Origin of the sequence: Xanthomonas euvesicatoria (assembly GCF_013112235.1) — a bacterium.
Classification (GTDB): Bacteria; Pseudomonadota; Gammaproteobacteria; order Xanthomonadales; family Xanthomonadaceae; genus Xanthomonas; species Xanthomonas euvesicatoria.
Genome location: NZ_JABFFS010000001.1, coordinates 3626301 through 3652109, shown reverse-complemented (window position 1 = coordinate 3652109; position 25809 = coordinate 3626301). Strand labels below are relative to the sequence as shown.

Annotated in this window: 26 protein-coding genes; 21 read left to right on the top strand and 5 right to left on the bottom strand. The window is 65.1% G+C overall.

Annotated elements, in window-relative coordinates; all coding sequences use genetic code 11:
• Positions 1–80 precede the first annotated feature (80 nt).
• From pgl to zwf, 3 genes are read right to left on the bottom strand one after another with little or no spacing between them, the layout of a single operon-like run.
• The gene (pgl, locus tag HLH45_RS15750; RefSeq protein ID WP_008576678.1) at positions 81–800 is read right to left on the bottom strand and encodes a 6-phosphogluconolactonase; all 720 of its coding nucleotides are present in this window, start codon (positions 798–800) and stop codon (positions 81–83) included.
• Positions 797–1804 (bottom strand): glucokinase, encoded by a 1008-nt coding sequence (gene glk / locus HLH45_RS15745; RefSeq protein ID WP_005929801.1) that lies wholly within the window; start codon positions 1802–1804, stop codon positions 797–799. The genes pgl and glk overlap by 4 nt, the downstream gene beginning before the upstream one ends.
• The gene (gene zwf, locus HLH45_RS15740) at positions 1801–3231 is read right to left on the bottom strand and encodes a glucose-6-phosphate dehydrogenase (protein ID WP_008576676.1); all 1431 of its coding nucleotides are present in this window, start codon (positions 3229–3231) and stop codon (positions 1801–1803) included. The genes glk and zwf overlap by 4 nt, the downstream gene beginning before the upstream one ends.
• Before the next feature lie 419 nt (positions 3232–3650).
• Here zwf and HLH45_RS15735 point away from each other — a divergent pair, with 419 nt between their 5' ends.
• Positions 3651–4739: an ABC transporter ATP-binding protein gene (locus HLH45_RS15735; protein ID WP_008576674.1), complete on the top strand. Its 1089-nt coding sequence runs from the start codon at positions 3651–3653 to the stop codon at positions 4737–4739.
• 132 nt (positions 4740–4871) lie between these two features.
• On the opposite strand, the gene ygfZ is transcribed toward HLH45_RS15735, so the two are convergent.
• Entirely contained in the window at positions 4872–5744 is an 873-nt protein-coding gene (gene ygfZ / locus HLH45_RS15730; protein ID WP_031422853.1) for a CAF17-like 4Fe-4S cluster assembly/insertion protein YgfZ, read from the bottom strand.
• Here ygfZ and HLH45_RS22010 point away from each other — a divergent pair.
• The 10 genes from HLH45_RS22010 to lolD all read left to right on the top strand — a co-directional run bounded on the left by HLH45_RS22010 (position 5646) and on the right by lolD (position 12380).
• Positions 5646–5954: a DUF1674 domain-containing protein gene (locus tag HLH45_RS22010; RefSeq protein ID WP_014090240.1), complete on the top strand. Its 309-nt coding sequence runs from the start codon at positions 5646–5648 to the stop codon at positions 5952–5954. The genes ygfZ and HLH45_RS22010 overlap by 99 nt on opposite strands.
• Positions 5955–6010: 56 nt before the next feature.
• A complete protein-coding gene (gene sdhC, locus HLH45_RS15720; protein ID WP_008576670.1) occupies positions 6011–6406 on the top strand; it encodes a succinate dehydrogenase, cytochrome b556 subunit in 396 nt (131 codons plus the stop codon).
• Positions 6403–6789, top strand: coding sequence for a succinate dehydrogenase, hydrophobic membrane anchor protein (sdhD, locus tag HLH45_RS15715; protein ID WP_008576669.1), 387 nt, complete (start codon positions 6403–6405; stop codon positions 6787–6789). The genes sdhC and sdhD overlap by 4 nt, the downstream gene beginning before the upstream one ends.
• 33 nt (positions 6790–6822) lie before the next feature.
• On the top strand, positions 6823–8613 hold the full coding sequence (gene sdhA / locus HLH45_RS15710) for a succinate dehydrogenase flavoprotein subunit (protein WP_005916748.1): 1791 nt from the start codon (positions 6823–6825) through the stop codon (positions 8611–8613).
• A 9-nt stretch (positions 8614–8622) separates the two neighbouring features.
• The gene (locus HLH45_RS15705; RefSeq protein ID WP_033479151.1) at positions 8623–8826 is read left to right on the top strand and encodes a hypothetical protein; all 204 of its coding nucleotides are present in this window, start codon (positions 8623–8625) and stop codon (positions 8824–8826) included.
• Positions 8827–8842: 16 nt separating this feature from the next.
• Positions 8843–9625, top strand: coding sequence for a succinate dehydrogenase iron-sulfur subunit (locus HLH45_RS15700; protein ID WP_003482787.1), 783 nt, complete (start codon positions 8843–8845; stop codon positions 9623–9625).
• 111 nt (positions 9626–9736) lie between these two features.
• Positions 9737–9985 (top strand): FAD assembly factor SdhE, encoded by a 249-nt coding sequence (locus HLH45_RS15695; RefSeq protein ID WP_003482785.1) that lies wholly within the window; start codon positions 9737–9739, stop codon positions 9983–9985.
• A complete protein-coding gene (locus tag HLH45_RS15690) occupies positions 9936–10388 on the top strand; it encodes a YgfX family protein (RefSeq protein ID WP_033479149.1) in 453 nt (150 codons plus the stop codon). Before HLH45_RS15695 ends, HLH45_RS15690 begins: the two co-directional genes overlap by 50 nt.
• 23 nt (positions 10389–10411) lie before the next feature.
• The gene (locus HLH45_RS15685) at positions 10412–11653 is read left to right on the top strand and encodes a lipoprotein-releasing ABC transporter permease subunit (RefSeq protein ID WP_008576657.1); all 1242 of its coding nucleotides are present in this window, start codon (positions 10412–10414) and stop codon (positions 11651–11653) included.
• Positions 11646–12380: a lipoprotein-releasing ABC transporter ATP-binding protein LolD gene (gene lolD / locus HLH45_RS15680; RefSeq protein WP_008576656.1), complete on the top strand. Its 735-nt coding sequence runs from the start codon at positions 11646–11648 to the stop codon at positions 12378–12380. The genes HLH45_RS15685 and lolD overlap by 8 nt, the downstream gene beginning before the upstream one ends.
• Before the next feature lie 210 nt (positions 12381–12590).
• On the opposite strand, the gene HLH45_RS15675 is transcribed toward lolD, so the two are convergent.
• Positions 12591–13655 (bottom strand): SDR family oxidoreductase, encoded by a 1065-nt coding sequence (locus HLH45_RS15675; protein ID WP_008576655.1) that lies wholly within the window; start codon positions 13653–13655, stop codon positions 12591–12593.
• A gap of 294 nt (positions 13656–13949) precedes the next feature.
• Here HLH45_RS15675 and HLH45_RS15670 point away from each other — a divergent pair, with 294 nt between their 5' ends.
• The 10 genes from HLH45_RS15670 to pgsA all read left to right on the top strand — a co-directional run bounded on the left by HLH45_RS15670 (position 13950) and on the right by pgsA (position 25789).
• A complete protein-coding gene (locus HLH45_RS15670) occupies positions 13950–16496 on the top strand; it encodes a DNA internalization-related competence protein ComEC/Rec2 (protein WP_008576652.1) in 2547 nt (848 codons plus the stop codon).
• Positions 16387–17049, top strand: a complete 663-nt coding sequence (locus HLH45_RS15665) for a MotA/TolQ/ExbB proton channel family protein (RefSeq protein WP_033479147.1) — start codon at positions 16387–16389, stop codon at positions 17047–17049. Before HLH45_RS15670 ends, HLH45_RS15665 begins: the two co-directional genes overlap by 110 nt.
• A gap of 3 nt (positions 17050–17052) precedes the next feature.
• A complete protein-coding gene (locus tag HLH45_RS15660; protein ID WP_008576649.1) occupies positions 17053–17517 on the top strand; it encodes an ExbD/TolR family protein in 465 nt (154 codons plus the stop codon).
• Positions 17514–19283, top strand: a complete 1770-nt coding sequence (gene msbA, locus HLH45_RS15655; protein ID WP_008576647.1) for a lipid A export permease/ATP-binding protein MsbA — start codon at positions 17514–17516, stop codon at positions 19281–19283. The genes HLH45_RS15660 and msbA overlap by 4 nt, the downstream gene beginning before the upstream one ends.
• Positions 19280–20317 (top strand): tetraacyldisaccharide 4'-kinase, encoded by a 1038-nt coding sequence (lpxK, locus tag HLH45_RS15650; protein ID WP_008576646.1) that lies wholly within the window; start codon positions 19280–19282, stop codon positions 20315–20317. The genes msbA and lpxK overlap by 4 nt, the downstream gene beginning before the upstream one ends.
• Positions 20318–20621: 304 nt before the next feature.
• Entirely contained in the window at positions 20622–21401 is a 780-nt protein-coding gene (gene kdsB / locus HLH45_RS15645; protein ID WP_046932258.1) for a 3-deoxy-manno-octulosonate cytidylyltransferase, read from the top strand.
• Entirely contained in the window at positions 21398–21862 is a 465-nt protein-coding gene (locus HLH45_RS15640; RefSeq protein WP_008574215.1) for a low molecular weight protein-tyrosine-phosphatase, read from the top strand. Before kdsB ends, HLH45_RS15640 begins: the two co-directional genes overlap by 4 nt.
• A gap of 23 nt (positions 21863–21885) precedes the next feature.
• Positions 21886–23304 carry an NHL repeat-containing thioredoxin family protein gene (locus HLH45_RS15635; RefSeq protein ID WP_029819492.1) on the top strand — a complete coding sequence of 473 codons (1419 nt, stop codon included), beginning with the start codon at positions 21886–21888 and terminating at the stop codon, positions 23302–23304.
• On the top strand, positions 23301–25160 hold the full coding sequence (gene uvrC / locus HLH45_RS15630) for an excinuclease ABC subunit UvrC (protein ID WP_008574530.1): 1860 nt from the start codon (positions 23301–23303) through the stop codon (positions 25158–25160). The genes HLH45_RS15635 and uvrC overlap by 4 nt, the downstream gene beginning before the upstream one ends.
• Entirely contained in the window at positions 25157–25789 is a 633-nt protein-coding gene (gene pgsA, locus HLH45_RS15625) for a CDP-diacylglycerol--glycerol-3-phosphate 3-phosphatidyltransferase (RefSeq protein ID WP_005916703.1), read from the top strand. The genes uvrC and pgsA overlap by 4 nt, the downstream gene beginning before the upstream one ends.
• Positions 25790–25809 lie beyond the last annotated feature (20 nt).

Genomic DNA, 25809 nt, shown 5'->3' with positions numbered 1-25809 from the left:
CGCACATGGATGTGCGGGTTTTTTCGAGGGACTCGCATCGCATCGGCTGTTGCGAAGGACTCGCATCAAACCACTCGCATTCAAGCACACCAATGCACCCGCAACCGCGGACCAGGCTGCTGCAGCGCCACGCGGATGGGATATTCGTTGACATCGTCGCCTGCCAGCGCAGCCTGGAGCACGTCCAGCTTCTGCTTGCCGCGCAACAACAGCAGGCGCGTCGGAATGCTGGCAAGCCCTGCAGGTGTGAGGGTGATGCGTAACGGCCATTGGTTCGAGCCCGGGCAGCCGGTGGCATCCAGCGAGGCATACGGCTGCGGGCTGGCCAGCGCCTTGGGTAGGTCGGTGGCACCCGGGAACAACGACGCGGTATGCCCGTCACCGCCCATGCCCAGCACCGCCAGGCAGGCCGGTTCGGCATGCTTGGCCTGCAGGTTGGCGGTGTGCACGCATTCGGGCAATTGCTTGCCTGGGCGAACCAGCGGGATGAAGGTCGCGGCCGGTGCGTGGGTCAGGAAGCTGTGATTCACCAGCCAGGCATTGCTGTCCTGATCCTGCGGCGACAACCAGCGCTCATCGACCAGGCCCACTTCCACCCGCGACCAGTCCAGCGGCCGGTGGGCGAGGGACTCGTACACCGGCGCAGGCGTGGTACCCCCGGACAACAGCATGCGTGCCTGGCCGCGCCGGGAGATTTCCTGTTCCAGCAGGTCGGCCATTTCGCTGGCCACCGCCTCGGTCCACTCGGCCGGGTCGTCGTAGCGCACCAGGGCGATGCGCGGGTTGTCCTGCAGGTTCATCGCTGCTCCCCGGGGTGCTGACGTTGTGCATCCACCGCGTATGCGGCGGCGCCCAGCAGGCCGGCATGCGGGTGCATGACCGCCAGCGATGGCACCTTCGACATGATCGCGGAGAAACGGCCCTTGTGCTCGAAGCGCTGGCGAAAGCCGGAATGCTGGAGCGAATCCAGCACCTTGGGCACCAGCCCGCCGGTGAGGAACACGCCGTCCCAGGCGCCCTGCATCAGCACCATGTCGCCGGCGATCGCACCGAAGATGGCGCAGAACAGGTCGATGGTGCGCGAGGACCGCGGGTCGCCCGCGGCCGCGCGCGCGGTGATGTCCTTGGGTTGCAGCGGGCCGGGATCGACGCCGGCGATCTCGCTGAGCGCGCGATGGATGTTGACCAGGCCAGGGCCGCAGATCAGCCGCTCGTTGGAGACCCGGCCGAACTGCTCGGACAGGATTTCCAGGATGCGGATTTCTTCCGGCGTGCCGGGCGGGAAGCTGACATGGCCGCCTTCGGTTTCCAGCGGAAAGCAGCGCCCGTTGCGAATGATCAGGCCACCCACGCCCAGGCCGGTGCCCGGGCCGATCACGCCATAGTTGCGCGCTTGATCGATCGGCGCCGGCCGCCAGCTGGCGCCGCCCACCTGCACCACGTCCTGCGGGCGCAGCAGGCTGATGGCCATGGCCTGCGCGGCAAAGTCGTTGATCAGATGCAAGGTACTGAAACCCAACATGGTGGCGGTGCGCGAGCGCGAGATCACCCAGGGATGGTTGGTGATGCGTGCCTCGTCGCCATCCACGCGGCCTGCCACGGCGAACACGCCCTGGGTGGCCTGCACGCCGATCTGGTCGAGGTAATAGCGCGCGGCTTCGCCCAGCGAACCGAAGTCCACCACGGCAAATTCGCGCGAGGTGTCATCCAGCAACGGCACCGAAGCGTCGACATCGGCCAGCGCGAAGCGCGCATTGGTTCCGCCGATATCGGCAACCAGCACCGGCTTGGAAGGAGCGGTCATGCGTTGTTTCCCTGTGCGTCGGTGGCCGGGGGCAGGAAGTGGGCAGCAGATTCGGGCCCCCAGCTGCCGGCCGGGTAGGGCTGCAGCGGCAGCGCGGCGTCTTTCCAGGCGTCGCTGACGCTGTCTATCCACGACCACGCTGCCTTGACCTCGTCGTCGCGCACGAACAGCGCGGGGTTGCCGTTGAAGGCGTCCACAAACAGACGTTCGTAGGCGATACGACGGTGCAGGCCCGTCGGCACCGACAGTTCCAGTTCCAGCGGCTGCAGTTCGATCGCGCCCCATTCCGGGCCAGCCAGGCTGCTCATCAGGCCGAGTTCGATGTTTTCCTGCGGCTGCAACTGGAAGGTCAGGCGGTTCGGCACCGCATTCTGGCGGTCGGGGCGTTCGAACAGCCAATGCGTCACCGGCTTGAGCGTCACCACGATGCGGGTGGAGCGCTCGGCCAGCCGCTTGCCGGTGCACAGGTGGAACGGCACGCCGGCCCAACGCCAGTTGTCGATATGCGCGGTGACGGCGACAAAGGTCTCCACGTCACTGCCTTCCGGCGGGTGGTAGGCCTGCGCCGGCTGTCCGTTGATGCTGCCGGCAGTGTAGCGGCCGCGCACGCAGTCATGCGCGGCGTGCTCGGCGGTCATCGGACGCAGGGCGCGCAGCACCTTGACCTTCTCATCGCGGATGCGGTCGGCTTCCAGCGAGGCCGGCGGCTCCATTGCCACCAGGCACAACAGCTGCAGGATATGGCTCTGCACCATGTCGCGCAGTGCGCCGGAGCGGGCGTAGTAGGCGTCGCGCCCGTCGACGCCTTCGCTTTCGGCGACCAGGATCTGCACCGACTCGATGTAGGCGCGGTTCCAGACCGCCTCCAGCAGCGTGTTGCCGAAGCGCAGTGCGATCAGGTTCTGCACCGCCGCCTTGCCCAGGTAGTGGTCCAGGCGGAACACGCGGTCCTCGTCGATCAGCGCGCCGATCGACTGCAGGATGTCGCGGGCGCTGTCGGAGTCGTGGCCGATCGGTTTTTCCAGCATCAAGCGATGCGGTGCCTCCAGCGCGCCACCCAGCGCCAGGCCCTGGCAGGTGCTGATGTACAGGCCCGGCGGGATCGCCAGGTAGCTCACACAGCGGCGGCTGGCCAGCTCGCGGACCGCATTGGCCACCGACTCGGCATCGCGCAGATCCACCGAGCGGTAATCGATTCGCTGCAGCAGCGTGTCGATCTGTTCGGCGGTCGCGATCGGCAATGCTTCGGTCAGGCGTGGCCGCAGTACTTCGCGAAATGCATCGGTGTCGTGCGGCGACAGCGCCAGCGCACGGATGCGGAAGTCCTCCGGCAGCAGGCCGTCGATGAACAGGCGCAGCAGGGAAGGAAAGAGATAGCGCTGGGCAAGATCGCCGGTGGCGCCAAACAGGATCAGGGTGTTGTGCATGGACCGCGTTTCAGATTCTGGAGACATCGTTATCAGCAGCTTGTCGGAAAGGCGCCGGTCGTCCGGCGGTCGGTACGTCTGTTCCTGAGCGACACTTGCGTGCGCGCAGCGGGGGATGGACGCTGACACCCAGTCCCGGATTGTTGCAGCAACTGGCGATCAGCGGTTAGCGCCATGGCGGCATAGCTGCACCTGCGTGATGGCATGCCATGCGTCGTGCGGCGAGCTGCACTGCAGGCATTGCGTCATACCTGCGTGGCGGCATGGTCCTCCAGAGATCGATGTTGCCATGTGAAAACGATTACATGTCAGAATAAACCAATGCATTCGTTTGCAGGGAATTCCTCGCAAGCGCATGCGGCGTCACCGCCATCGGGAGGGCCGAGGGCAGGGCGCACAACTTACGTTGAGGCCGAACGATGGCGAAAGTGCAGTTGGAAGGTGTCCGCAAGGTCTACGACAATGGCCAGGTGGCGGTGCAGGGCGCAAGTTTCGAAGTGGCCGACGGCGAGCTGATGGTGCTGGTGGGGCCGTCCGGCTGCGGCAAATCGACCCTGTTGCGCATGATCGCCGGGCTTGAAGACATCAGCGCCGGCACGCTGAAGATCGGCGAGCGCGTGGTCAACGACGTGGCGCCGAAGGATCGCGACATCGCCATGGTGTTCCAGAGCTACGCGCTGTATCCGCACATGACCGTGGCCGAAAACCTGGCGTTCGGGCTCAAGCTGCGCGGGCATCCGAAGCAGGTCATCGCCGAACGCGTCAACAACGCCGCAGAGCTGTTGGGCCTGACGCCGATGCTGGACAAGCTGCCCAAGGCGATGTCCGGCGGTCAGCGTCAGCGCGTGGCGCTGGGCCGGGCGATGGTGCGCGAATCCTCGGTGTTCCTGCTCGACGAGCCGCTGTCCAACCTGGACGCCAAGTTGCGCCACAGCGTGCGCACCGAGATCGCGCAGTTGCACCGCAAGCTTGGTACCACCATGATCTACGTCACCCACGATCAGGTCGAAGCGATGACGCTTGGCCAGCGTATCGTGGTGCTCAAGGATGGCGTGATCCAGCAGATCGACAGCCCGATGGCGCTGTACGACCGTCCGGCCAATCTGTTCGTGGCCGGGTTCCTCGGCAGCCCGGCGATGAACGTGCTGCAGGGGCGTCTGGACGCGCAGGACGGCCTGCACCTGGTCATGGCCGATGGCTGGCGCGTGCCGCTGGGTGCGGCGCGGGTCGATGCGGCTTGGTTCGGCCAGGACGTGATCGTCGGTGTGCGCCCGGAGCACTTGCAGCCGTCCGACGATGCGGTCCTGGGCTTCGATGCGCGGGTCGATGTGATCGAGCCGGTCGGCAACGAGATCTTCCTCAATCTCGACCGTGGCGGTCAGCCGCTGGTGATCCGTGTCCCGCCGCAGAGCTTGCCGGCGGTAGGCCAGCCATTGCGCCTGGCATTGCGCAGCGAGGCCTTGCACTTTTTCGATCCAGCCACCGGCCAGCGGCTGGAGGCGGCTTAGGCAAACTGGTCAACAGCGACGCAGCCGCCAGACGGACACGGCCGGCGCTCGGAATTGGCGGGTGTCGTTGGGCCACTGCGTGCTGCGCGATGCCCACGCCCGCCTGGCACGGCTCGCTGCGTTTTTTTGCCGCTAACGCTCCAGCCCCGTCGTGAGTGCGCGTGGGCGGGCGCCATGCGTGCCTGCCTGCAACGCGGTACCGGCGTCCAGCGTCAGTTCCAACGGCAATACCGCCAGCGCGAGGTTGCCGGCCACGCTCACTACCGTGCCGATCGCGCTACCGTCCAATGCGACGGCATCGCCTGCATCCACGGCCGCATCCGTTTCGAGCAGCTGCAAGACGCGCTTGGCCTTGCCCAGGAAGTGCGTCCGCGCCACGATTTCCTGGCCCGGGTAGCAGCCTTTCTTGACGCTGTACGCCTGCAGGCGGTCCAGTGCCAACTGCTGCGGCGTCCACTGTTCGCGCTGGCTCTCGACCAGGCGGGCGAGCCCCAGTTGCAGATCGGTCGTCCGCCACTGCGCCTCTGCGCTCGGCAGTTCGATAGGCATCGCCAATGCATCCGGGCTGTAGAGCAATAGCGTGCGCGGCAGCGCTGCGCTACCCAGATCCAGTTCGATACGCTGGGTTCCGAGGTCGGCTTGCGCGGCATGCGCGTGTTCCGGCGCTACGAAGCCGCCGTAGGCGAGCAGCGCGGCAGCGCTGATTTTCAGCTTGCGGCGGAACACGAAACGGCCGAGTTGCGCGGCGATCTCGGCCGCGTTGCCGTCCGGCAACAGCATCAGCAGGTGTGCATCGTCCTCACGCAGGAGTGCGAAGATGGAAATCACGCGCCCCTTCGCCGTCAGCCACGCGTTCCACTGCCACTGCCCAACCGCCAGCGCCTGTACGTCATTGGCAAATTGGGCATGCGCAAACGCCACTGCATCCGTACCGGCCAATCGGACGTATTGCATGTCGTGCAGGGAGCCAAAACCCTGCGGAATAAGATTCAGGTTGTCAGCCACGGAAGGGGAGGACTAAAATCGCCAAGTTGTGAGAGCACTATGATAGGCCATCCAACCCCCACCCCAGCGCAGGATTCCGAGACGCAGCCTTCTTCTCAGGAGCATATTCCCGAGAAAAAGCCACTGCCGAAGGAGATTGGTGGGCGCGACGGCCCCGAGCCAACGCGCTACGGCGACTGGGAAAAAAATGGACGCTGCATCGATTTTTGAGCAGCTTTTAGCCACAGCGGCCTAGTGCCGCCCAGCCGAGAAAACGAGCCCAGCGAATGGCGATCCGCGAACGTCCTCTCTCCCCGCATCTCCAGGTATACCGTTGGCAGATACAGATGGTGACCTCGATTCTCAATCGAGCCACCGGCATCGTACTGTCCGTCGGCGCACTGGGAATTGCCGCTGCCTTGCTCACCTTGATGCTTGGCCCCGACCATTGGAATTGTTTCCGCGATCAGGCTGCCACCTGGTATGGGCAGGTATTCCTGTTCGGCTGGACCTGGTCTTTCGCCTTCCACCTGTTCGGTGGCTTGCGCCACATGCTGCAGGACTTCGGGCAAGGCTACGCCGTGCGCTCGTTCATCAGCATGGGTTGGTTGTCGGTGGTTCTGAGCCTTGTGCTGACTATCGCCATCTGGGCTTACGTACTGCTGTCCGGAGGTGCCCTATGAGCCGCTACCGTACCCCGCTGAAGAATGTGCGCGGCCTGGGCGCCGCCAAGACCGGTACCGAACATTTCGTGATCCAGCGCCTGACCGCGGCCGCACTGGTGCCGCTGTCGATCTGGTTCCTGATCTTCGTGCTGAGCTTGATCGGTGCCGATCACGCTGCCGCCACCGCCGCAGTGGCCAAGCCGTGGAATGCGATTTTGCTTGTCGCTTTCCTCATTGCCTCGTTCTGGCATGCCCAGCTTGGCATGCAGGTGGTACTGGAAGACTACGTGCACGACTCGCTGCTCGCACTGATTGCGCAGACCCTCGTGCGTTTTGTTGCCGTGCTGGGCGCCATCGTCAGCGTGTTTGCCGTGGCGCGTATCGCGCTGGGCATGAGCTGAGTCGTCAGCGACCAAACAGGAACCCATAATTCGATGTCCGCTTACAAGATCACAGAACACAAGTACGACATGGTCGTGGTGGGCGCCGGTGGCGCCGGCCTGCGCGCCACGTTCGGCCTGGCCCAGAAGGGCCTGCAGACGGTCTGCCTGACCAAGGTCTTCCCGACCCGTTCGCACACCGTGGCAGCGCAGGGCGGTATTTCCGCGGCGCTGGGCAACATGGGCGAGGACGACTGGCGTTATCACTTTTACGACACCATCAAGGGCTCCGATTGGCTGGGTGACCAGGACGCGATCGAGTACATGTGTCGTGAAGCGATTCCGGCCATCATCGAGCTCGAACACTACGGCGTGCCGTTCTCGCGTACCGAAGAGGGCAAGATCTACCAGCGCCCGTTCGGCGGCATGACCACCAAGTATGGCGAAGGCCCGTCAGCGCAGCGTACCTGCGCCGCAGCCGACCGGACCGGCCACGCCATGCTGCATACGCTGTATCAGCAGTCGCTGGCGCACAACGCACGCTTCATGATCGAGTACTTCGCGCTCGATCTGATTTTCGACGAAGAAGGCGTCTGCCGTGGCGTGCTCGCACTGGACATGGCCGAAGGCTCGCTGCATCTGTTCCGCGCCCACGGTGTGGTGCTGGCGACCGGCGGTTACGGCCGTGCCTACTTCAGCGCCACCTCCGCACACACCTGTACCGGTGACGGCGGCGGCCTGGTGATGCGTGCCGGCCTGCCCGTGCAGGACATGGAATTCGTGCAGTTCCACCCCACCGGCATCTACGGTGCGGGCTGCCTGATCACCGAGGGCGTGCGCGGCGAAGGCGGCATTCTGCGCAACAGCAATGGCGAGCGCTTCATGGAGCGCTACGCACCGCATTACAAGGATCTGGCGTCGCGCGACGTGGTGTCGCGTTCGATGACGGTGGAAATTCGAGAAGGCCGTGGCGTGGGCGAGCACAAGGATCACATCCTGCTCGACCTGACCCACCTTGGTCCGGAAGTGATCAACGAAAAGCTGCCCGGCATCGCCGAAAGCGCACACATCTTCGCCGGCGTGGACGTGACCAAGCAGCCGATCCCGGTGCTGCCGACCGTGCACTACAACATGGGCGGCATTCCGACCAACTTCTACGGCGAGGTCGTGCGTAAGCAGGGCGACGATGCGGATGCAGTGGTGCCGGGCCTGTATGCCATCGGCGAGGCGGCGTGCGTCTCGGTCCATGGTGCAAACCGTCTGGGTTCGAACTCGCTGCTGGACCTAGTGGTGTTCGGCCGCGCGGTTGCCAATCGCTGTGCCGAGACGGTCAAGCCCAATCAGCCGCACAAGACGCTGCCGTCCGATGCCTGCGACAAGGCCTTGGGCCTGCTGGACAAGCTGCGTCACGCCAACGGCTCCACGCCGACGGCCGTGATCCGCGACAACATGCAGCGCACCATGCAGTCGGACGCCGCCGTGTTCCGCACCAGCAAGACGCTGAAAGAGGGCGTGGACAAGATGGCCGAGATCTTCGCCACCTTCGAAGACGTCAAGGTGTCTGACCGTTCGCTGGTGTGGAATTCGGACCTGATCGAGACCTATGAATTGAACAACCTGCTGCTCAACGCGGTGGCGACGATCAATTCGGCCGAACAGCGCAAGGAAAGCCGCGGCGCGCATTCGCACGAAGACTTCCCGGATCGCGACGACGTCAACTGGCAAAAGCACACGCTGGTGACCGTCGACGACAAGGGCAAGTGCGAATTCGATTACCGCCCTGTGCACATGTACACGCTGAGCAAGGACGTGGACGTGGTCCCGCCGAAGCCGCGCGTTTACTGATCGATGCGCATGCAGCGACCCACCGTTGCCTTGTCATCGCTTGCCATCGCCTCGGCGCGTGGCGGCGAGTCGGTGCAGCAGTGTGATCGTGGCATGACGCTGGAGCAGCGCCGGCACATGGCCGGCCGCTGTGCGACTGCTTCGGCAGTGGCATCCGTCATCTTTACCTTCATGCGCACGGTGCAGTTGTCGTCCGCACCGCGCATCGCCTGAGCCAACGAGAGCAGCTATGGCAGAGTTCACCCTCCCCAAGAATTCAAAGATCGGCAAGGGCAAGCATTACCCTGCAAAGGGCGCCAAGAACACGCGCACCTTCAAGGTCTACCGCTGGGATCCGGACGTCGACGCCAACCCGCGCACCGACAGTTACGAGATCGATCTGGATAAATGCGGCCCGATGGTCCTGGACGCGCTGATCAAGATCAAGAACGAGATCGACCCGACGCTGGCGTTCCGTCGCTCCTGCCGCGAGGGCATTTGCGGCTCGTGCGCGATGAACATCGATGGCACCAACACGCTGGCCTGCACCAAGGCGATTGCCGCATGCGGCAAGTCCGAGGTGCCGATCTATCCGCTGCCGCACATGAGCGTGATCAAGGACCTGGTGCCGGATCTGACGCATTTCTATGCGCAGTACGCGTCGATCAAGCCGTGGATCCGTACCCAGACCCCGCCGCCGCCGGACCGCGAGCGCCTGCAGTCGCCGGAAGACCGTCGCAAGCTCGACGGATTGTACGAGTGCATCCTGTGCGCATGCTGCTCGACCAGTTGCCCAAGCTACTGGTGGAATGGCGAGCGGTATCTGGGCCCGGCGATCCTGCTGCAGGCCTACCGTTGGATCATCGATTCGCGCGACGAAGACACCGGTGCGCGTCTGGACGATCTGGAAGACCCGTTCAAGCTGTATCGCTGCCACACCATCATGAACTGCGCACGGACCTGCCCGAAGGGCTTGAACCCGGCGCTGGCGATCGCCGAAATCAAGAAGCTGATGATGGCGCGTCGCGCCTGATTGCACGGCATTGATTCCCCACCACGGGGATGTGGTTCGCAGCGGCACCGGCCCTTGGGTCAGGTGCCGCTGTCGTTTTTGGCCCGCCATGCGGTGCGGTGGAGAGTGAGAATGGACGAACAAACCCTGCTGAAAAAACTGCGCTGGCGTTGCCGACGCGGCATGCGCGAACTCGACCAATTATTCGGGCGCTACCTTGATCAACGCTGGGCGCAGGCTCCCGACGCCGAGCGCGCGGTTTTCCTACAGCTACTGGATTGCGAAGACGATAAGTTGTGGCGCTGGTTCATGGGATACGAGGCTTGCCCCGATGCCGCCAACGCCGCACTCATCGCCGATATTCGCGCCTTGCCGGCTTGAGTGGCGCCCCTCGCGCTGGTTGATTTGCGCATTGAGCGTGTTGGTAGCGCTGGCCGTGTGGGCGGTGTGGCGCAGTGGCGTACCACCGTGGCTGGCCGTGTTGTTGTCGGCGTACGCGGTGTTTGCAGGCGGGCGAGCAGTGCGCCAGCTGTTGCGTTCGCCAGTGAGGCAGTTGCTGGTGCCATGGACGCAAACGCCCGCCAGCATTGACGGTATGCAGGTGGAAGGGCTGCAGGTCCGTTGGCGCGGACCGCTTGCGGTGGTGTCGTGGAGGCGAGCGGATGGCCGGCGCGAGCGCCTGCATTTCTGGCCGGACACCTTGCCGGCGCCGCAACGACGTGAACTGCGTCTGGCCGCTCAGGCCCACGCCATTTCGTCGGGGCGGCCGCTAGTGGCACCATAGCGTCCCTTTCCCGGTTGAACCGCATGTTCAAACCTATCCCGGTTGCCATCGGCTTGCGCTATCTGCGTGCCAAGCGGCGCAATGGCTTCATATCGTTTATTTCGATGGCGTCGATCCTGGGCATCGCCCTGGGCGTGACCGTGCTGATCACCACGCTTGCAGTGATGAGCGGTTTCCAGAAGGAAATCCGCGACCGCCTGCTGCAGATGGCTGCCCACGCGACCGTCAGTGCGGAAGGCGCGCCGATGCGCGACTGGCAGCATGCGGTCGAGGTCGCCATGTCCGATCCGCGCGTGGCCGGTGCCGCGCCCTACATCGAAACCGAATCCTTATTGCAGGGCCCGCGTAAGCAGCCGGCCATCGTGCGCGGCGTGATTCCTGCCGAAGAAGGCAAGGTGTCGGTGCTGGCCAAGAAGATGCAGCAGGGCTCGGTCGACAGCCTGACCCCTGGCTCGTACAACATCGTCATCGGCAAGGAGCTGGCGTTGTGGCTTGGCGTGGATGTCGGCGATAGCATCGTCGTGTTGCTCAGCGACACCCAGGCGACGCCGCTGGGCGCGATGCCGCGGCTCAAGCGCTTTACCGTGAGCGGTATTTTCGAGGCCGGATACAACGAGATCGACCGCGGCCTGGCCGTGGTGAACATGCAGGACCTGGCGCGCGTGCTGCGCATGGATGGCGTCACCGGCGTGCGCCTGCGCCTGCATGACATGGATCAGGCCTGGCCGGTGGCGCGCGATCTGGCGGTGAAGTTGCACGGCCCGTATCGGGTTAGCGACTGGACCCAGGAAAACGCCAACCTGTACCACTCCTTGAAGATGGAAAAGACGGTGATGGGCATCCTGCTGTCGCTGATCGTGGCGATGGGGGCGTTCAACCTCGTGTCTTCGCAAGTGATGCTGGTGACCGACAAACAGGCCGATATCGCCATCTTGCGCACGCTCGGGCTGTCGCCGGGCGGGGTGATGCAGGTATTCATGGTGCAGGGCTCGTTGATCGGCTTCATGGGTACCTTCATGGGCGTGATCGGCGGCATCGTGCTGACGTTCAACCTCGAACGCATCCTCGGCGTGATCGAAACGATTTTCAGCGTCAAGTTGCTACCCGAAGACGTGTACTACATCACCGGCCTGCCGACCGATATGCAAACCCAGGACGTGGTAGTGATCACCGTGGTGGCATTGGTGATGAGTTTCCTGGCGACCTTGTACCCGGCGTGGCGCGCTTCGCGCACCCAGCCGGCGGAGGCGCTGCGCTATGAATGAGATCCGGGAAGCGGCCGTGCAAACATCAGAACAGGCAACTGCGGTGATCCGCGCCGAAGCGCTGGCCAAGACCTACGCCGAAGGCAAGATGCGCACGCCGGTATTCGATGGCCTGGATCTCTCGGTGGCCACCGGCGAAACCGTGGCGATCGTCGGTGCCTCCGGCGCCGGCAAGAGCACCTTGCTGCATCTGCTCGGCGGGCTGGATATTCCGACCTCCGGCGAGGTGTATGTGGCCGGCGAGCGCATGTCGGCGCTGTCCGACGCGCAGCGCGGCAAGCTGCGTAACCAGGCGCTTGGCTTCGTCTACCAGTTCCATCACTTGTTGCCCGAATTCACCGCGTTGGAGAACGTGATGATGCCGGTGCTGTTGTCCGGCAAGGATGTGGCCGTCGCCAAGGGTCAGGCACTGCAACTGCTGGAATCGGTTGGGCTTGGGCATCGCGTCGAACACAAGCCCAGCGAACTCTCCGGGGGCGAACGTCAGCGCTGTGCGGTGGCGCGTGCATTGGTCAACAAGCCGGGCTGCGTATTGGGCGACGAGCCCACCGGCAATCTGGACGACAAGACCGCGGGCACCGTGTTCGAGCTGATGCTGGAGCTCAACCGCGCCCAGCGCACCAGCCTGGTGTTGGTGACGCACGACCGCGGCTTGGCACGGCGTCTGGACCGCGTGCTGGAGCTAAACCAGGGCAAGCTGCGCGAATTGGCGCCGTCTGCGGTGTAAGCGCATGGCGAAGCGGTCGGTTGGCAGACCGATCGCGTCGTGTATGAGCGTGGAATCTTCAGCGGTCACCGGTGCTGTGCCCGTTAGCCGAAATGGTGGCGAATTTTGAAGTGCAGTGGCAGCGCACGATCGCATGCACCCCGACTGCCAGGGCATTAGCTGCCTGGTCGCCGCAGGCCAATGCAGCCTGCGGCGATGCCATGGCATCGGTCAAGGAATGATGCGCAGTGCCCGCAGGCGGGTAAATAGTTCGAAGAACGAGGCGCGGCTGTCGTAGAAGTCGAGGAAACCCAGTTCGCGGCTCTTGGTCATGTCGTTGACGCACTCGATCTCGCGGCCTAGGTCGGCATCGGTATGCCACCACGATGCAAGCCGATTGACGTCGGACTCTACCAGCTGGTGTTGCGCGGCCACCTCAGCCCACAGGGCAGGTGCGGTCTGGCTCATGCGTGGTTCCAGCGGTTCAGGCACAGCGGGGCAGGGCGCAGCATCGAGTTCGAAGAACTTCGCAATCTCGCCCCACATCCAGCGCCAGCGGAACACATCGCCATTGACGGTGTTGAAGGCCTGATCGCGCGCTGCGGGGCTAAGCCCGGCCCAGGCCAGTTGGCGGCCGAGCAGCCCGGCATCGGTGAGGTCGGTGAGGCTGTTCCACTGCGCTTGCGACCCTGGGAACACGAACGGTTGCCCGGTGTGCTTGCACAGCGATGCATACACCGCCAGCGTCACGCCCATGTTCATGGCGTTGCTGCCGTTGGCCATGCCGATCATGGTGTGCGAGCGATGTACGCTCCAGCGGAAACCGTGCTGCTGCGCATGCGCAAACAGCAGGTCTTCCAGCGTGTAGTAGAAGTTTTCGCCCGGCTGGCGCGGCTCGCTTTCGCGAAACGGCGTCTCGGCCTTGCCGCTGCCGTAATTCTCGAAGGCGCCCAGGTAGTGCTTGGTGCCGGTGACCAGCGCCATGTGCTGCAGCGGCGCATCGCTGAGTGCATCGCACAGGTGCCGCATCATCGCGCCGTTGGCCTGGACGTTCTCGCGTTCGGTATCGCGGCGGGTCCAGGTGCAGAAGAACACGTGGGTAATCGGTAGGCCACGTAACGCGCTGTTGGTGCTGTCGGCGTCCAGTAGATCTGCCGCGACCGGAATGACACCGTCGTGGGGCAGTGGCCGGCGTGCAAGGCCGTACACGGTCCAGCCGTCGGCGAGCAGCACGTTGGCAAGGTTGTAACCGGAGATGCCGGTCACACCGACGATCAATGCAATGCCTTTACGCATGGGGGAGACTCCTGGAAAACGGATTTCACCTTAGCGGCGACACCATGAAATCGGGGCGAATGCTGGGCCAGAGCGCGTGCTGCGCCGTTGATCGCTCCATTTGCTGCGGCATGCATCGTTAGGTGTGCACTGTCCTACGCACTGCATCTAGCGGTTGCGGGCTGCAGTACCTCTTCCGTATTCGCGATCGGCGAGCGCCGCGCAGTGTTCTTCCTACCCAGCCTTGGGCAGATCTCCGCTGTGCGTGGAAGGTGCCGCGATCTAAGGTGAAGACGTTGATCGATAGGGTGCGGGATGGCGACCGACAGCATGGAGGTGTCAGCGCAGGCAGCGCCGCCGCAGATGAGATCGGCGGTGGCCATTGCGGCCGCGTTATTGCTGGGCGTGGTGGCCTGCGCCTGGTCGCCCACACTGCTTGCGCACATGGTTTACGTCGGCTGCGTGTGTGTTGCATTGCTGGGCAGCGGCGCGACGGTGTGGCTGCGCCCGCCCCGGAGTGCGCTATTGCTGGCAGGGGCGGCGGCACTCTTTGGATTCGGGACGATGGGGTGGCAGGTGACCGATGCCCTGCAGTCGCAACTGCTTCCGCAGGATGAAACACGCGATGTCACCGTGCGCGGACAGATTGTCGGCCTGCCGACCGCCGAGCAACGCCGTACCCGCTTTCAGCTGCGCGTGGACCAAGCGCCGGCGCAGCCGGAGGCACTGCGCGGGAAGCTCCTGCAACTGGCCTGGTACGACGACTTTGGCGCCGAGCGCATCGGCCCGCGCGCAGCGCTGCATGCAGGTGCGCGTTGGCAGCTGCGGCTCAAGCTGCGTGCGCCACGCGGCTTGCGCAATCCCGGAGGCTTCGATGCCGAGCGCCAGGCACTGGCGCAGCGCATCGCTGCGACGGGCTATGTGCGCATGCCTGCAACCGCACGCCAGATCGCGCCGCCGCAAGGCGTGGATGCGTGGCGCGAACGGATGTCGCAACGCATCGCCGAGCGTGTCGGCGGCCCTTCTGCGCCGTACCTGCGGGCGCTCGCGCTCGGAGATACCCGCGGGCTGGACGATATGGCATGGGCAACGTTGCGCGCGACCGGGCTCAGCCATCTGATCGCCATCTCTGGATTTCATGTCGGGCTGGTCGGGGCATTCTTCGCGCTGCTGGTCGCTGGCATATGGCGCTGGCAGCCGCGACTGGGCACCTTCATGCCGCGTCTGCATGCGGCATCGATTGCCGCGCTACTCGGCGCCGCCGCCTACGCGCTATTGGCTGGCCTGGCGCTGCCGACGGTACGCACCGTGTTGATGATTGCGGTGGTGGCCCTCGCCAGGGTACTGCGGCGACGCGCCTCGACCGCGCACGTCCTCTCGCTCGCCTTGTTGGCGGTGTTGCTGTGGGATCCGCTCAGCGTGCTGGTGGCTGGCTTCTGGCTCAGCTTCGCCGGCGTGGCATGGCTGGTCTGGTGCCTGCCGTCTGACGATCGCGCCATCGTGCGCGGCTTCCTGTCTGCGCAGACCGTGGCCACCGTTGGCCTGCTGCCGTTGACGGTCAGCCTGTTCGGGCAGGCGTCGCTGGTCGGGCCATTCGCCAATTTGGTCGCCATTCCCTGGTGGACTTTCGTGGTGGTGCCGCTGTGCCTGTTGGGGACCGCGCTCGAAGCGATCTATCCAGGGACCGGCGTATGGGCATGGCAGCTTGCAGGCTGGTGCTTTGAGCTGACCTGGCCGGGGTTCGTCTGGCTTGGGCACACCGCGGTGGCGTTGTGGTGGGTGCCCGAGTCCGATGGGGTTGCCCTGATCGCCGCCTTGCTCGGTGCGTTCTGGCTGTTGCTGCCGCGCGCGACGCCGGGTAAATCGTTGGCGGCGCTGCTGTGGTTGCCGCTGCTCTGGCCGGATCGCGAGCTACCCGCCGCAGGCGAGGCGGAAGTGCAGGTGCTGGATGTGGGCCAGGGCTTGGCGGTGCTGGTGCGCACGCAACGCCATGCGCTGTTGTTCGATACCGGTCCGGCGGTGCGCGACGGGTTCGATGCCGGCGAGCGCGTCGTGCTGCCGGCGTTGCGCGCGCTTGGCGTACGCCGGCTGGATGCCATCGTGCTCAGCCACGCCGACGCCGATCATGCCGGTGGCTATGCCGCGGTGCGCACGGGGCTGCCGGTGGCACGCACGGCTGCGCCACCGGGTGCGCCGTTGGACGTCACCGCACGTTGCCGCGCCGGGCAGCAGTGGGAGTGGGACGGTGTGCGCTTCCGCTTCCTGCATCCCGGTGTTGGGTTTCCTTATCTACGCAATCAATCCAGCTGCGTGCTGCGGGTCGAGACCGCGTCTGCGAGCGCACTGTTGCCGGGCGATATTGGCGAAATCGTCGAGCGCCGCCTGCTGCGCGGGCGCGCCGCGGATCTGCGTGCGGACCTGGTGATCGTGCCGCACCACGGCAGCGCCGACGGCTCGCAGGCCGGCTTCATCGCCGCGACCGGCGCACGCCTGGCGCTGGTGTCGTCCGGTCATGGCAACAGATTCGGGCATCCACGCGCCGAGGTCGTGCAACGCTGGAAGTCGGGCGGAGCAGAAGTGCTGGACACTGCCCAGGCGGGAGCGATACGGGTTTGGCTCGGTGCCGCGGGCCTGCAACTGCGCGAGCGGCGGCACTGGCAGCCGCGGCTATGGGATGCTGCGGAACGGCGGCGGTCGGCTGCTATCCTATCGGTCAGCGAACAGGCGGCCGTGTTGCCGGAGGAATCGAATCGTGTTGGAGCTGGTCAAGGCAGGCGGTTGGCCGATGGTGCCGTTGCTGTTGCTGGGCGTGATCGCCCTGGCGATCGTGCTGGAGCGTCTGTGGAGCCTGCGCCGCAATGAGGTGACGCCGCCGGGCCTGGGTGAAGAAGTGCGCAATTGGGCCGCGCGCGGCAATCTGGATCCCACCCACATCGAATCGCTGCGCCGCAATTCGCCGTTGGGCGCCTTGCTGGCCGCTGCGCTGGATGTGCGCGGCCGCCCGCGCGACATGATTCGCGAACGTATCGAAGACACCGGCCGGCATGTGGTGCATCGCATGGAGCGCTACCTGAATGCGTTGGGCACGATCGCTTCGGCCGGGCCGTTGTTGGGTCTGCTTGGTACCGTGGTCGGCATGATCCAGATGTTCCTGGGCATCCTCGATCACGGCGTCGGCGATGTGAATCAGCTCGCCGGCGGCATCGGCAAAGCGCTGGTGTGCACTGCCACCGGCATGATCATCGCTGTTCCGGCATTGATGGCACATCGCTTCTTCAAGGGGCGCATCGCCGGTTACATCATCGAGATGGAGCAGGAAGCCACCTTGTTGCTGGACACCATCGATGGCCGAGTCGTGCCGGCAGCCGTCGCGCCGGCCGCAGCGGGCGCCAAGCCTGTCACGGCGAAGGGTTGACGGATGCGCATCGGCAGCGACCGAAGCCAGGACGAGCCGCATATCGACCTGGTGCCATTGATTGACGTCATCCTCGTCCTCATCATCTTTTTCGTGGTGACCACGACCTTCGACGCACGCTCCACGCTGCAGCTGCAGTTGCCGACCGCCAGCGACCAGCACACCAGTGCGCCGCCGCGTTCGTTGAGCGTGCTGGTCAACGCCGATGGGCGTTATTTCATCAACGATCAGGAAGTACTGCGCTCGGATGTGGATTCGCTCAAGCAGACCATCGCCCAGATCGCCGGCGATGACCGCGAACAGACCGTGCTGATGCGCGCCGATGCGCGGACCCCGTATCAGGCCGTGGTGACCGCGCAGGATGCGCTGGGTCAGCTCGGCTTCCGGCGCATTGCCATCGCCACCGCGCCTCCGGCCAGCGCCACCGGTACGACCGGCAAGACAAGCACCAACGGAACCCGCCAGTGACCATCTCCACCGACCGCCCGGCGCCAGTGTCTTCCTGGCGCACGTACCGTCGCCTGCTGGCGTTTGCCAAGCCGTATCGCTTGTTGCTGGTGGCCGCGTTGATCGCCGCGTTGATCGAAGCGGCCGGCACCACCGGGTTTCTGGCGTTGATGAAGCCGATCACCGACGAGACCTTCATCTACAAGAACGCTGAGGTCAGTCGCTGGCTGCCGGTGCAGATCATCCTGCTGTTCGTGGTGCGCGGCGTCGCCGGTTACATCACCGACATGGCCATGGGCAAGTCCGCACGCAGCATCGCGCGCGACCTGCGTATCAAGGTGATGGCCAAGTATCTGCGCCTGCCGGGGTCACGCTTCGATTCGGAGCCGGTGCCCTCGATGCTGATACGCCTGGGCTCGGATTCGGACCAGGTTGCGCAGGCCGCAGTGGATGCGGTCAAGGTCATGATCCAGCAATCGCTGCAGGTGATCGGTGCGCTGGCACTGATGCTGTGGCATAGCTGGCAGGTGACGTTGACCATCCTGGTGCTCGCCCCGGTGCTGGCCTGGGTGATGGACAAGGTGGCGCGGCGCTACCGCCGTATCAGCCACAGCATCCAGGAAAGCGGTGCGCAGCTGCTGCAGGCTGCCGACCAGACCTTGTCCAGCCATCAGGAGGTCAAGATCTACGGGGCCCAGCAGACCGAAATGGAGCGCTATGGCGCGCTGGCCAATCGCAACCTGCGCCTGGCGATGAAGGTCGAATCCACCCGCGGCATTTCCACTGCCACCGTGCAGATGATCGGCGCGATCGGCCTGTCGGCCCTGCTGTTCGTGGCCGGTGCGCAGGCCTTGGCCGGGCGCCTGACGGCCGGCGATTTCGTCGTGCTGATGACCTCGATGCTGACGATCATTCCGGGCCTCAAGCAGCTCACCAATGTGCAGAACATGGTGCAGCGCGGCCTGGCATCGGCCGAGCGCTTGTTTTCGGTGCTCGACAGCCCGGACGAGCCGGATCAAGGTACCATGCCGCTAACGCGTGCCAAGGGCTTGATCGAATTTCGCGATGTCACGGCGCGCTACCCCGGCCAGGTCAATCCGGCGCTGGCCGATGTCAGTTTCGTTGCGCAACCGGGCACCGTCACTGCCATCGTCGGGCGTTCGGGAAGCGGCAAGTCCAGTCTGATCAAGTTGATCCCGCGTTTTTACGAAGCCGAGGCCGGGCAGATCTTGCTCGACGGTCATCCGGTGCAGGCGTATGCGCTGGCGGATCTGCGCAGGCAGATTGCGCTGGTGGGCCAGCAGGTAATGTTGTTCGACGGCAGCATCGCCGACAACGTGGCGTTCGGTGAAATGCGCAACGCCGATGCCGGCCAGTTGGAGCGGGCGATTCTGGGCGCAAACGCAATGGAATTTGTCGCGCAACTGCCCGAGGGGCTGCAGTCGCATGTCGGCACCAAGGGCGGGCGCCTGTCCGGTGGCCAGCGCCAGCGTCTGGCGATCGCACGCGCCATGCTCAAGGACGCGCCGGTCCTGATCCTGGACGAGGCCACCGCAGCGCTGGACAACGAATCCGAGCGCTTGGTACAGGACGCCCTGCACAAGCTGATGCCGGACCGCACCACGCTGGTCATCGCGCATCGCCTGTCCACCATCGAGCATGCCGATCAGGTGCTGGTGATGGACCAGGGTCGGATCGTCGAGCGCGGTACGCATCACCAATTGCTGGCGCAGGGCGGCTTGTATTCGCATCTGCACGGCATGCAATTCCGCGAACGCCAGGCATGAGCAAACGCGGCACCCGCACCCCGGGTTACTGGTACGACAACACGCCGATCCCCTTGCCGGCGCGCATCCTGGCGCCGGTCTACGGCGCTGCCATTGCATTGCGGCGGGCGCTGTATCGCCGCGGTTGGCGCCGGCGCCACCGGGTACCAGTGCCGGTGATCGTGGTTGGCAATGTCACCGCCGGCGGCACCGGCAAGACGCCGCTGACGATCGCCTTGGTCGCAAAGCTGCAGGAAGCCGGCTGGACGCCTGGCGTCGCCAGCCGTGGCTACGGCCGCGATGACGCAGGTACCGCGCGGTGGGTCGAAGCGGACACGCCGGTGGCGCTCGGCGGCGATGAGCCGGTGTTGATCGCCTGGAAAACCGGTGCACGCGTGCGTGTCGACAGCGACCGGCTCGCTGCTGCACGGGCGCTGGTCGAAGCGGGCTGCGACATCGTGATCTGCGACGACGGGCTGCAGCATTACCGTCTGGCGCGCGATGTCGAGATCGAAGTGGTCGATGGCCAGCGGCGCTACGGCAACGGACGCCTGTTGCCCGCTGGGCCGCTGCGCGAACCGGCCGCGCGGGCACGCGATTGCGATTTCCGCGTGGTCAATCTCGGCCAGGCCAGTGCGACTGCCGCACCGCAGGTGCCCGATGATGCCGGTTTCGGCGAGTGGCAGATGCGTTTGAGCATCGACAGCGTGCAGCCGATGGATGGCAAGCGTGCGCAGCCCTTGAGCATGCTTGCCGGGCAGCGCGTGCATGCGGTGGCGGGCATCGCGCATCCGGAACGTTTCTTCGCCATGCTGCGCGCGCGCGGCATTGGCGTGGTGCCGCACGCGTTTCCGGATCATCACGTCTACCGCGCCGCGGATTTCAGCTTCGGAAGCCGCCTGCCGGTGCTGATGACCGAAAAGGACGCGGTGAAATGCCGTCCGTTCGCCGACGAGTGGTTGTACAGCGTGCCACTGAAGGCGGAGCTGCCGGCCGCGTTCTGGGTGAGTCTGCTGGACCGCCTGAACAAATTGGCCAGCCGGCAGGGCGTGTGAGTGCATCACGGGCCATGGTGAGCATGCAGCTGGACGTTGCTGGCCAACCATCGCGAGCCAGGCGTCGAGGACGCGCTTGCTGCTGTGATGTGGCATCCAGGCTGCATGACGTTTCGCAACACTCGGGCAGAGGTCTGCCCTGAAATATCGGTGCGCATGGCTGCGAGCAGGGCACGCAGCGCGTTTTTGAGTGCTGATGTCGTGCAGCGCAGCTCCCACTGAATACAGCCACTTCGCTCAATCACACATCGGCATCAAGCGATTCGGTTCTCTCGTTTCCCCACTGCATCCAGAGCGCGCACGTATGACACCCACCACGCCTGCCGATTTCGTCGTCGCCATTCCCGCCCGTTACGCCTCTACGCGGCTGCCGGGTAAACCGCTGCAACGGATCGGCGATCGCCCGATGATCCAGCATGTGGCCGAGCGTGCGTTGCTGGCGGGTGCGCGCGAGGTATGGGTGGCCACCGACGACGCGCGCATCGCAGCGGCGATCGAACATCTGCCAGGAGTGCATGTGGCAATGACCGGCGCCGCGCATCTGTCCGGCACCGACCGCCTGGCCGAATGCGCACGCATTGCCGGATGGGACGACCAGACCTGCGTGGTCAATCTGCAGGGCGACGAACCGTTTGCGCCGGCTGCAGGCATCCGCGCCGTTGCCGATCTGCTGCAGCACTCCGGTGCCCAGATGGCCACGCTGGCCGCGCCGGTGGAAAACGCGCACGACCTGTTCGATCCCAACGTGGTGAAGCTGGTGCGCACAGCCGGCGGCGATGCGCTGTATTTCAGCCGCGCGCCGATTCCCTGGCACCGCGACAGCTTCGCCAGCCAGCGCGATAGCGTGCCTGCAGAAGGTCAGTGGCTGCGCCACATCGGCATCTACGCCTATCGCGCAGGCTTCCTGCAACGCTTCGCGGCCATGCCGCCTGGCATGCTGGAGCGCATCGAATCGCTGGAACAACTGCGCGTGATGGAAGCCGGTTATCGCATCGCCGTGGCGGTGACGCCCGAGCCGTTTCCGCCGGGCATCGATACCCCGGACGATCTCGTCCGCGCACAGGTGCGGGTGGCATCGCCATGAAGGTGCTGGTCGTCTGCCTGGGCAATATCTGCCGCTCACCGATGGGCGAGGGTGCGTTGCGTGCGCGGCTGGATGAAGCCCGTTTGTCGCGGCGCATCGAGGTCGATTCGGCCGGTACCGGCGACTGGCATGCCGGCGAGGCGCCGGACCCGCGCGCCATCCGCTGCGCGCGCGGTCACGGCGTGGATATCTCCGGCCTCCGCGCGCGCCAGGTGAAGCACTCGGATTTCGAGCATTTCGATTGGCTGTTGTGCGCAGACGCCAGCAATCTGCGCGATCTGCAGCGGCTCGCCCCGGCGGCGCAGCGCGACAAGCTCGCCTTGTGGCTGCCCTGGGCCGGCATCGACGCGCGCGATGACATCCCCGACCCGTATACCGGCAGCATGGATGACTTCGAGCAGGTATGGCAGCTGGTCGACACTGCCGCGCGCCTCACCGTGGCCAGACTCACCCGCGGCTAATCGCGCTTGGGCATAATCACCGCATGAACGCCCAGCTCACCCAGGAACTGCCGGAATTTCCCACCTGGCTCAATGCCAGGCCCTCCACCTTGCAGGAGCATCGCGGCCGTGCGCTGGTGCTGGCGTTCGTCAACGCCAGTTCGGTGTGGTGCGCCGAACGCCTGGCCGAGCTTGCCCACTGGCAGGCGCGCAGCCCTGGCCGGCTCCAGGTGATCGTGGTGCAGGTGCCGCGTTTCGACAGCGAGCGCCTGCCGCAACGCTCGCTTAAACAACTGCGCGGACACGGCGTGAGTGCGCCGATCCTGCTCGACAAGGACTGGGAAACCTGGCGTCGCTTCGGTATCGAATCCTGGCCCACGCTGGTGCTGCTGGATGCCTACGGCCGCGAGCGGCAGCGCCTGGTGGGCGTCACTGGCGATCTGGACAAGGCGCTGACTGCCCTGTGCGAGGGCCAGCAGCCGCCATCGGACGCCGACCTGCACGGCGTGGCCGAGCGCGAGCCCGAGCCGCACCTGGCATTGCGTTTTCCTACCGGCCTGGCCGCGACCGAAGACCGGTTGTATGTCGCCGATACCGGCCATCACCGCGTGCTCGAGTGCACGCACAGCGGGCGCGTACTGCGCCAGTTCGGGCATGGCAATGCTGATCTCATCGACGGCGGTGTCGGCGAAGCGGCATTCCGGCGCCCGCAAGGTTTGGCGTTGGAACGCGATCAGCTGTATGTCGCCGATACAGGCAACCATGCGCTACGTCGTATCAACCTGCGCAGCGGGCAGGTGGATACCTTGTGCGGCACCGGCCGTTCCGGCGAGCCGGTCGAAGGCCCGCTGGCGTCGCCCGGTGCCTCTGCGCTGAACTACCCGCAAGGTCTGGCCATCGCCGACAACCAGGTGTTGATCGCCATGGCCGGCGATAACCGGATCTGGAGTTATCACCTGGGCCGCGCCGCGCTGACCGCGCGCGCAGGCACCGGTGCCCTTGAAATTCGCGACGGCAGCGGCCATCTCGCTGCTTTCGCACAGCCGGCCGGCTTGGCGTCCGTGCAGCAGGTGGCCTATGTCTGCGACGGGCTGGGCTCGTCAATCCGCACCATGCAACTACGCGGCGATCTGGTACAGACCTTGGTCGGCGGGCAGGGCACCTGGCAGTTTGGAGATCAGGACGGCCCACGCAGCACGGCACGCCTGCAGTTCCCACAGGCCATTGCACTGGCGGCCGATTCGCCGTTGCTGTGGATCGCCGACACCGGCAATGGCCGCCTGCGCTGCCTGCGCCTGGGCGGCGGTGAATTGACCACGGTCGCGCTGCCGCGTCGTCTGCATGGCCCGGCCGGTCTGGCGGTCACCGCCGGTGCGGTCTGGATCGCAGAAACCGATGCACATGCCATCTTGCGGTACGACCTTGCAAGCGGCGAACTGAGTGATGTTTCGATAGACGAATGAGCGTCAGGCCCCACAACGATTTCGATGGAAAAGCGTTTGCTGCGCAACTGAGCACCGCGCCTGGCGTCTATCGCATGTATGCGGGCGACGATACCTTGCTGTACGTCGGCAAGGCCGGCGCGTTGCGCAAGCGTGTGGGCAGCTATTTCAACGGGACACCGAAGAACGCCCGGTTGACCTCGATGCTGTCGCAGGTCGCGCGCATGGACGTCACCGTCACCCGCAGCGAAGCCGAAGCGCTACTGCTGGAAAACCAGCTGATCAAATCGCTGTCGCCGCGCTACAACGTCTCGTTGCGCGACGACAAGAGCTACCCATACGTGTTGCTGACCCGCGAACAATGGCCCCGGATTGCCTTGCACCGCGGTCCGCGTGCGGTGCAAGGGCGTTATTTCGGCCCTTACACGGGCGTCACCGGTGTACGCGAGACGCTCAGCTTGATGCACAAGCTCTTCAAGCTGCGCAGTTGCGAGGACAGCGTATTCCGCAACCGTTCGCGGCCATGCCTGCAATACCAGATCGGGCGTTGCAGCGGTCCGTGCGTGGACTTGGTGGCGGCTCCGGATTACGCCGAATCGGTACGCCGCGCCACCATGTTTCTCGAAGGCAAGAGCGATCAGCTCGGCGAAGAGATCATGCACTCGATGCAGCAGGCCAGCGAGGCGCTGGAATTCGAGCGTGCTGCGCGTTTGCGCGATTTGCTCTCGTCGCTGCGCAGCATGCAGAACCGTCAATACGTCGACGGGCGTGCAGCGGATCTGGACGTGCTGGCCTGCGCCACGCAATCCAGCCAGGCTTGCGTCTTGTTGCTGAGTTTTCGCGACGGCCGCAATCTCGGCACGCGCTCGTTCTTTCCCAAGACCAACGGGGAAGACAGTGCCGACGAAATTCTTGGCGCTTTCGTATCGCAGTACTACGCCGAGCACTCTCCCCCGCGCGAAATCCTGCTCGACCGCGAGATCCCGGAAGCCGAGCTGATCGAAGCGGCGCTCAGTACGGCGGCCGAGCACAAGGTGGCACTGAAGTGGAACGTGCGCGGCGAGCGTGCCGGCTATCTGCTGCTGGCAACGCGCAATGCGCAGCTGACCCTTGTCACCGAGCTCACCAGCCAGAGCGCGCAGCACGCACGCAGCGAAGCCTTGCGCGAGATGCTTGGACTTGCCGAGCCGGTCAAGCGTGTGGAGTGTTTCGACATCAGTCACACCATGGGCGAGGCGACCGTCGCCTCGTGCGTGGTATTCGACGCCAGTGGCCCGGTGCGTGGCCAGTACCGGCGCTTCAATATTTCCGGCATCACGCCGGGCGACGACTATGCAGCCATGCGGCAGGCGATCGAGCGCCGCTTCCGTCGCGCCGTGGAAGAGAACGGCGTGCTCCCCGACGTGCTGTTGATCGACGGTGGCGCAGGCCAGCTGGCACAGGCGCAGGCCGCGCTGGCCGATCTCGGGGTCGAGAACGTGTTGCTGGTCGGCGTGGCCAAGGGCGAAGAGCGCCGGGCCGGGCACGAAGCGTTGATCATGGCCGACGGCCGCGAGCTGCGGCCGGGCGCGGCGTCGCCTGCGCTGCAATTCATCCAGCAGGTGCGTGACGAAGCGCACCGCTTTGCGATCACCGGCCACCGCGGTCGCCGCCAGAAGGCGCGCATGACCAGCAAGCTCGAGGATATCCCCGGCATCGGCCCTCGGCGCCGCGCGAGTCTGCTCAAGCACTTCGGCGGGCTGGTCGGGCTCAAGGCCGCTGGCGAGGCCGAGATTGCACGAGTGGAGGGGGTCAATGCCGCACTTGCCGCGCGAATCTACGCTAACCTGCACGGGCTGGCGCTTCCCGATGCGGCAGGCGAGGCAAGTCCGCAATGAAGTTGACCATCCCCACGTGGCTGACACTGCTGAGGATCGTGATGATCCCGGTGTTGGTCGTGGTGTTCTACCTGCCGTACACGTGGACGAATTTCGCGTCCGCCGGCGTGTTTGCGCTGGCCGCCATCACCGACTGGCTGGATGGCTGGGTCGCGCGGCGTTATCACCAATATTCCGCGTTCGGCGCATTTCTGGACCCGGTCGCCGACAAGTTGATGGTCGCCGTGGCGCTGTTCCTGATCGTGCAGGGCCATCCCACACCGTGGATGGCGTTCTGGGCTGCAGTCATCGTCGGACGCGAGATTGCCGTTTCTGCACTCCGCGAGTGGATGGCCGAGATCGGCCAGCGCGCCAAGGTACGCGTGGCGGCCATCGGCAAGATCAAGACCACCGCACAAATGGTGGCCCTGCTGTGTCTGTTGTATTCGGTCACGCCTGGGCAGATGCCCACGCATGAAATCTGGCTGGGCAACCTGATATTTCGTGCAGGCTACTGGACACTCGCCATTGCGGCCTTGCTGACGCTGTGGTCGGGGTTTCAGTATCTGCAGGCTGCATGGCCAAGCCTGCGCGCCGACGAAAAAGCAGCGATCAGCAACAAGCCGAAAAAAATCGAAAGCAACAGTTGACAGCTATCCTGTTCGCTGTA

Bases quoted from the DNA above. Each gene is read 5' to 3' on its own strand.
- pgl (WP_008576678.1), bottom strand. From the start codon at position 800: ATGAACCTGCAGGACAACCCGCGCATCGCCCTGGTGCGCTACGACGAC.
- glk (WP_005929801.1), bottom strand. From the start codon at position 1,804: ATGACCGCTCCTTCCAAGCCGGTGCTGGTTGCCGATATCGGCGGAACC.
- zwf (WP_008576676.1), bottom strand. From the start codon at position 3,231: ATGCACAACACCCTGATCCTGTTTGGCGCCACCGGCGATCTTGCCCAG.
- HLH45_RS15735 (WP_008576674.1), top strand. From the start codon at position 3,651: ATGGCGAAAGTGCAGTTGGAAGGTGTCCGCAAGGTCTACGACAATGGC.
- HLH45_RS22010 (WP_014090240.1), top strand. From the start codon at position 5,646: ATGCGCAAACGCCACTGCATCCGTACCGGCCAATCGGACGTATTGCAT.
- sdhC (WP_008576670.1), top strand. From the start codon at position 6,011: ATGGCGATCCGCGAACGTCCTCTCTCCCCGCATCTCCAGGTATACCGT.
- sdhD (WP_008576669.1), top strand. From the start codon at position 6,403: ATGAGCCGCTACCGTACCCCGCTGAAGAATGTGCGCGGCCTGGGCGCC.
- sdhA (WP_005916748.1), top strand. From the start codon at position 6,823: ATGTCCGCTTACAAGATCACAGAACACAAGTACGACATGGTCGTGGTG.
- HLH45_RS15705 (WP_033479151.1), top strand. From the start codon at position 8,623: ATGCAGCGACCCACCGTTGCCTTGTCATCGCTTGCCATCGCCTCGGCG.
- HLH45_RS15700 (WP_003482787.1), top strand. From the start codon at position 8,843: ATGGCAGAGTTCACCCTCCCCAAGAATTCAAAGATCGGCAAGGGCAAG.
- HLH45_RS15695 (WP_003482785.1), top strand. From the start codon at position 9,737: ATGGACGAACAAACCCTGCTGAAAAAACTGCGCTGGCGTTGCCGACGC.
- HLH45_RS15690 (WP_033479149.1), top strand. From the start codon at position 9,936: ATGCCGCCAACGCCGCACTCATCGCCGATATTCGCGCCTTGCCGGCTT.
- HLH45_RS15685 (WP_008576657.1), top strand. From the start codon at position 10,412: ATGTTCAAACCTATCCCGGTTGCCATCGGCTTGCGCTATCTGCGTGCC.
- lolD (WP_008576656.1), top strand. From the start codon at position 11,646: ATGAATGAGATCCGGGAAGCGGCCGTGCAAACATCAGAACAGGCAACT.
- HLH45_RS15675 (WP_008576655.1), bottom strand. From the start codon at position 13,655: ATGCGTAAAGGCATTGCATTGATCGTCGGTGTGACCGGCATCTCCGGT.
- HLH45_RS15670 (WP_008576652.1), top strand. From the start codon at position 13,950: ATGGCGACCGACAGCATGGAGGTGTCAGCGCAGGCAGCGCCGCCGCAG.
- HLH45_RS15660 (WP_008576649.1), top strand. From the start codon at position 17,053: ATGCGCATCGGCAGCGACCGAAGCCAGGACGAGCCGCATATCGACCTG.
- lpxK (WP_008576646.1), top strand. From the start codon at position 19,280: ATGAGCAAACGCGGCACCCGCACCCCGGGTTACTGGTACGACAACACG.
- kdsB (WP_046932258.1), top strand. From the start codon at position 20,622: ATGACACCCACCACGCCTGCCGATTTCGTCGTCGCCATTCCCGCCCGT.
- HLH45_RS15640 (WP_008574215.1), top strand. From the start codon at position 21,398: ATGAAGGTGCTGGTCGTCTGCCTGGGCAATATCTGCCGCTCACCGATG.
- HLH45_RS15635 (WP_029819492.1), top strand. From the start codon at position 21,886: ATGAACGCCCAGCTCACCCAGGAACTGCCGGAATTTCCCACCTGGCTC.
- uvrC (WP_008574530.1), top strand. From the start codon at position 23,301: ATGAGCGTCAGGCCCCACAACGATTTCGATGGAAAAGCGTTTGCTGCG.
- pgsA (WP_005916703.1), top strand. From the start codon at position 25,157: ATGAAGTTGACCATCCCCACGTGGCTGACACTGCTGAGGATCGTGATG.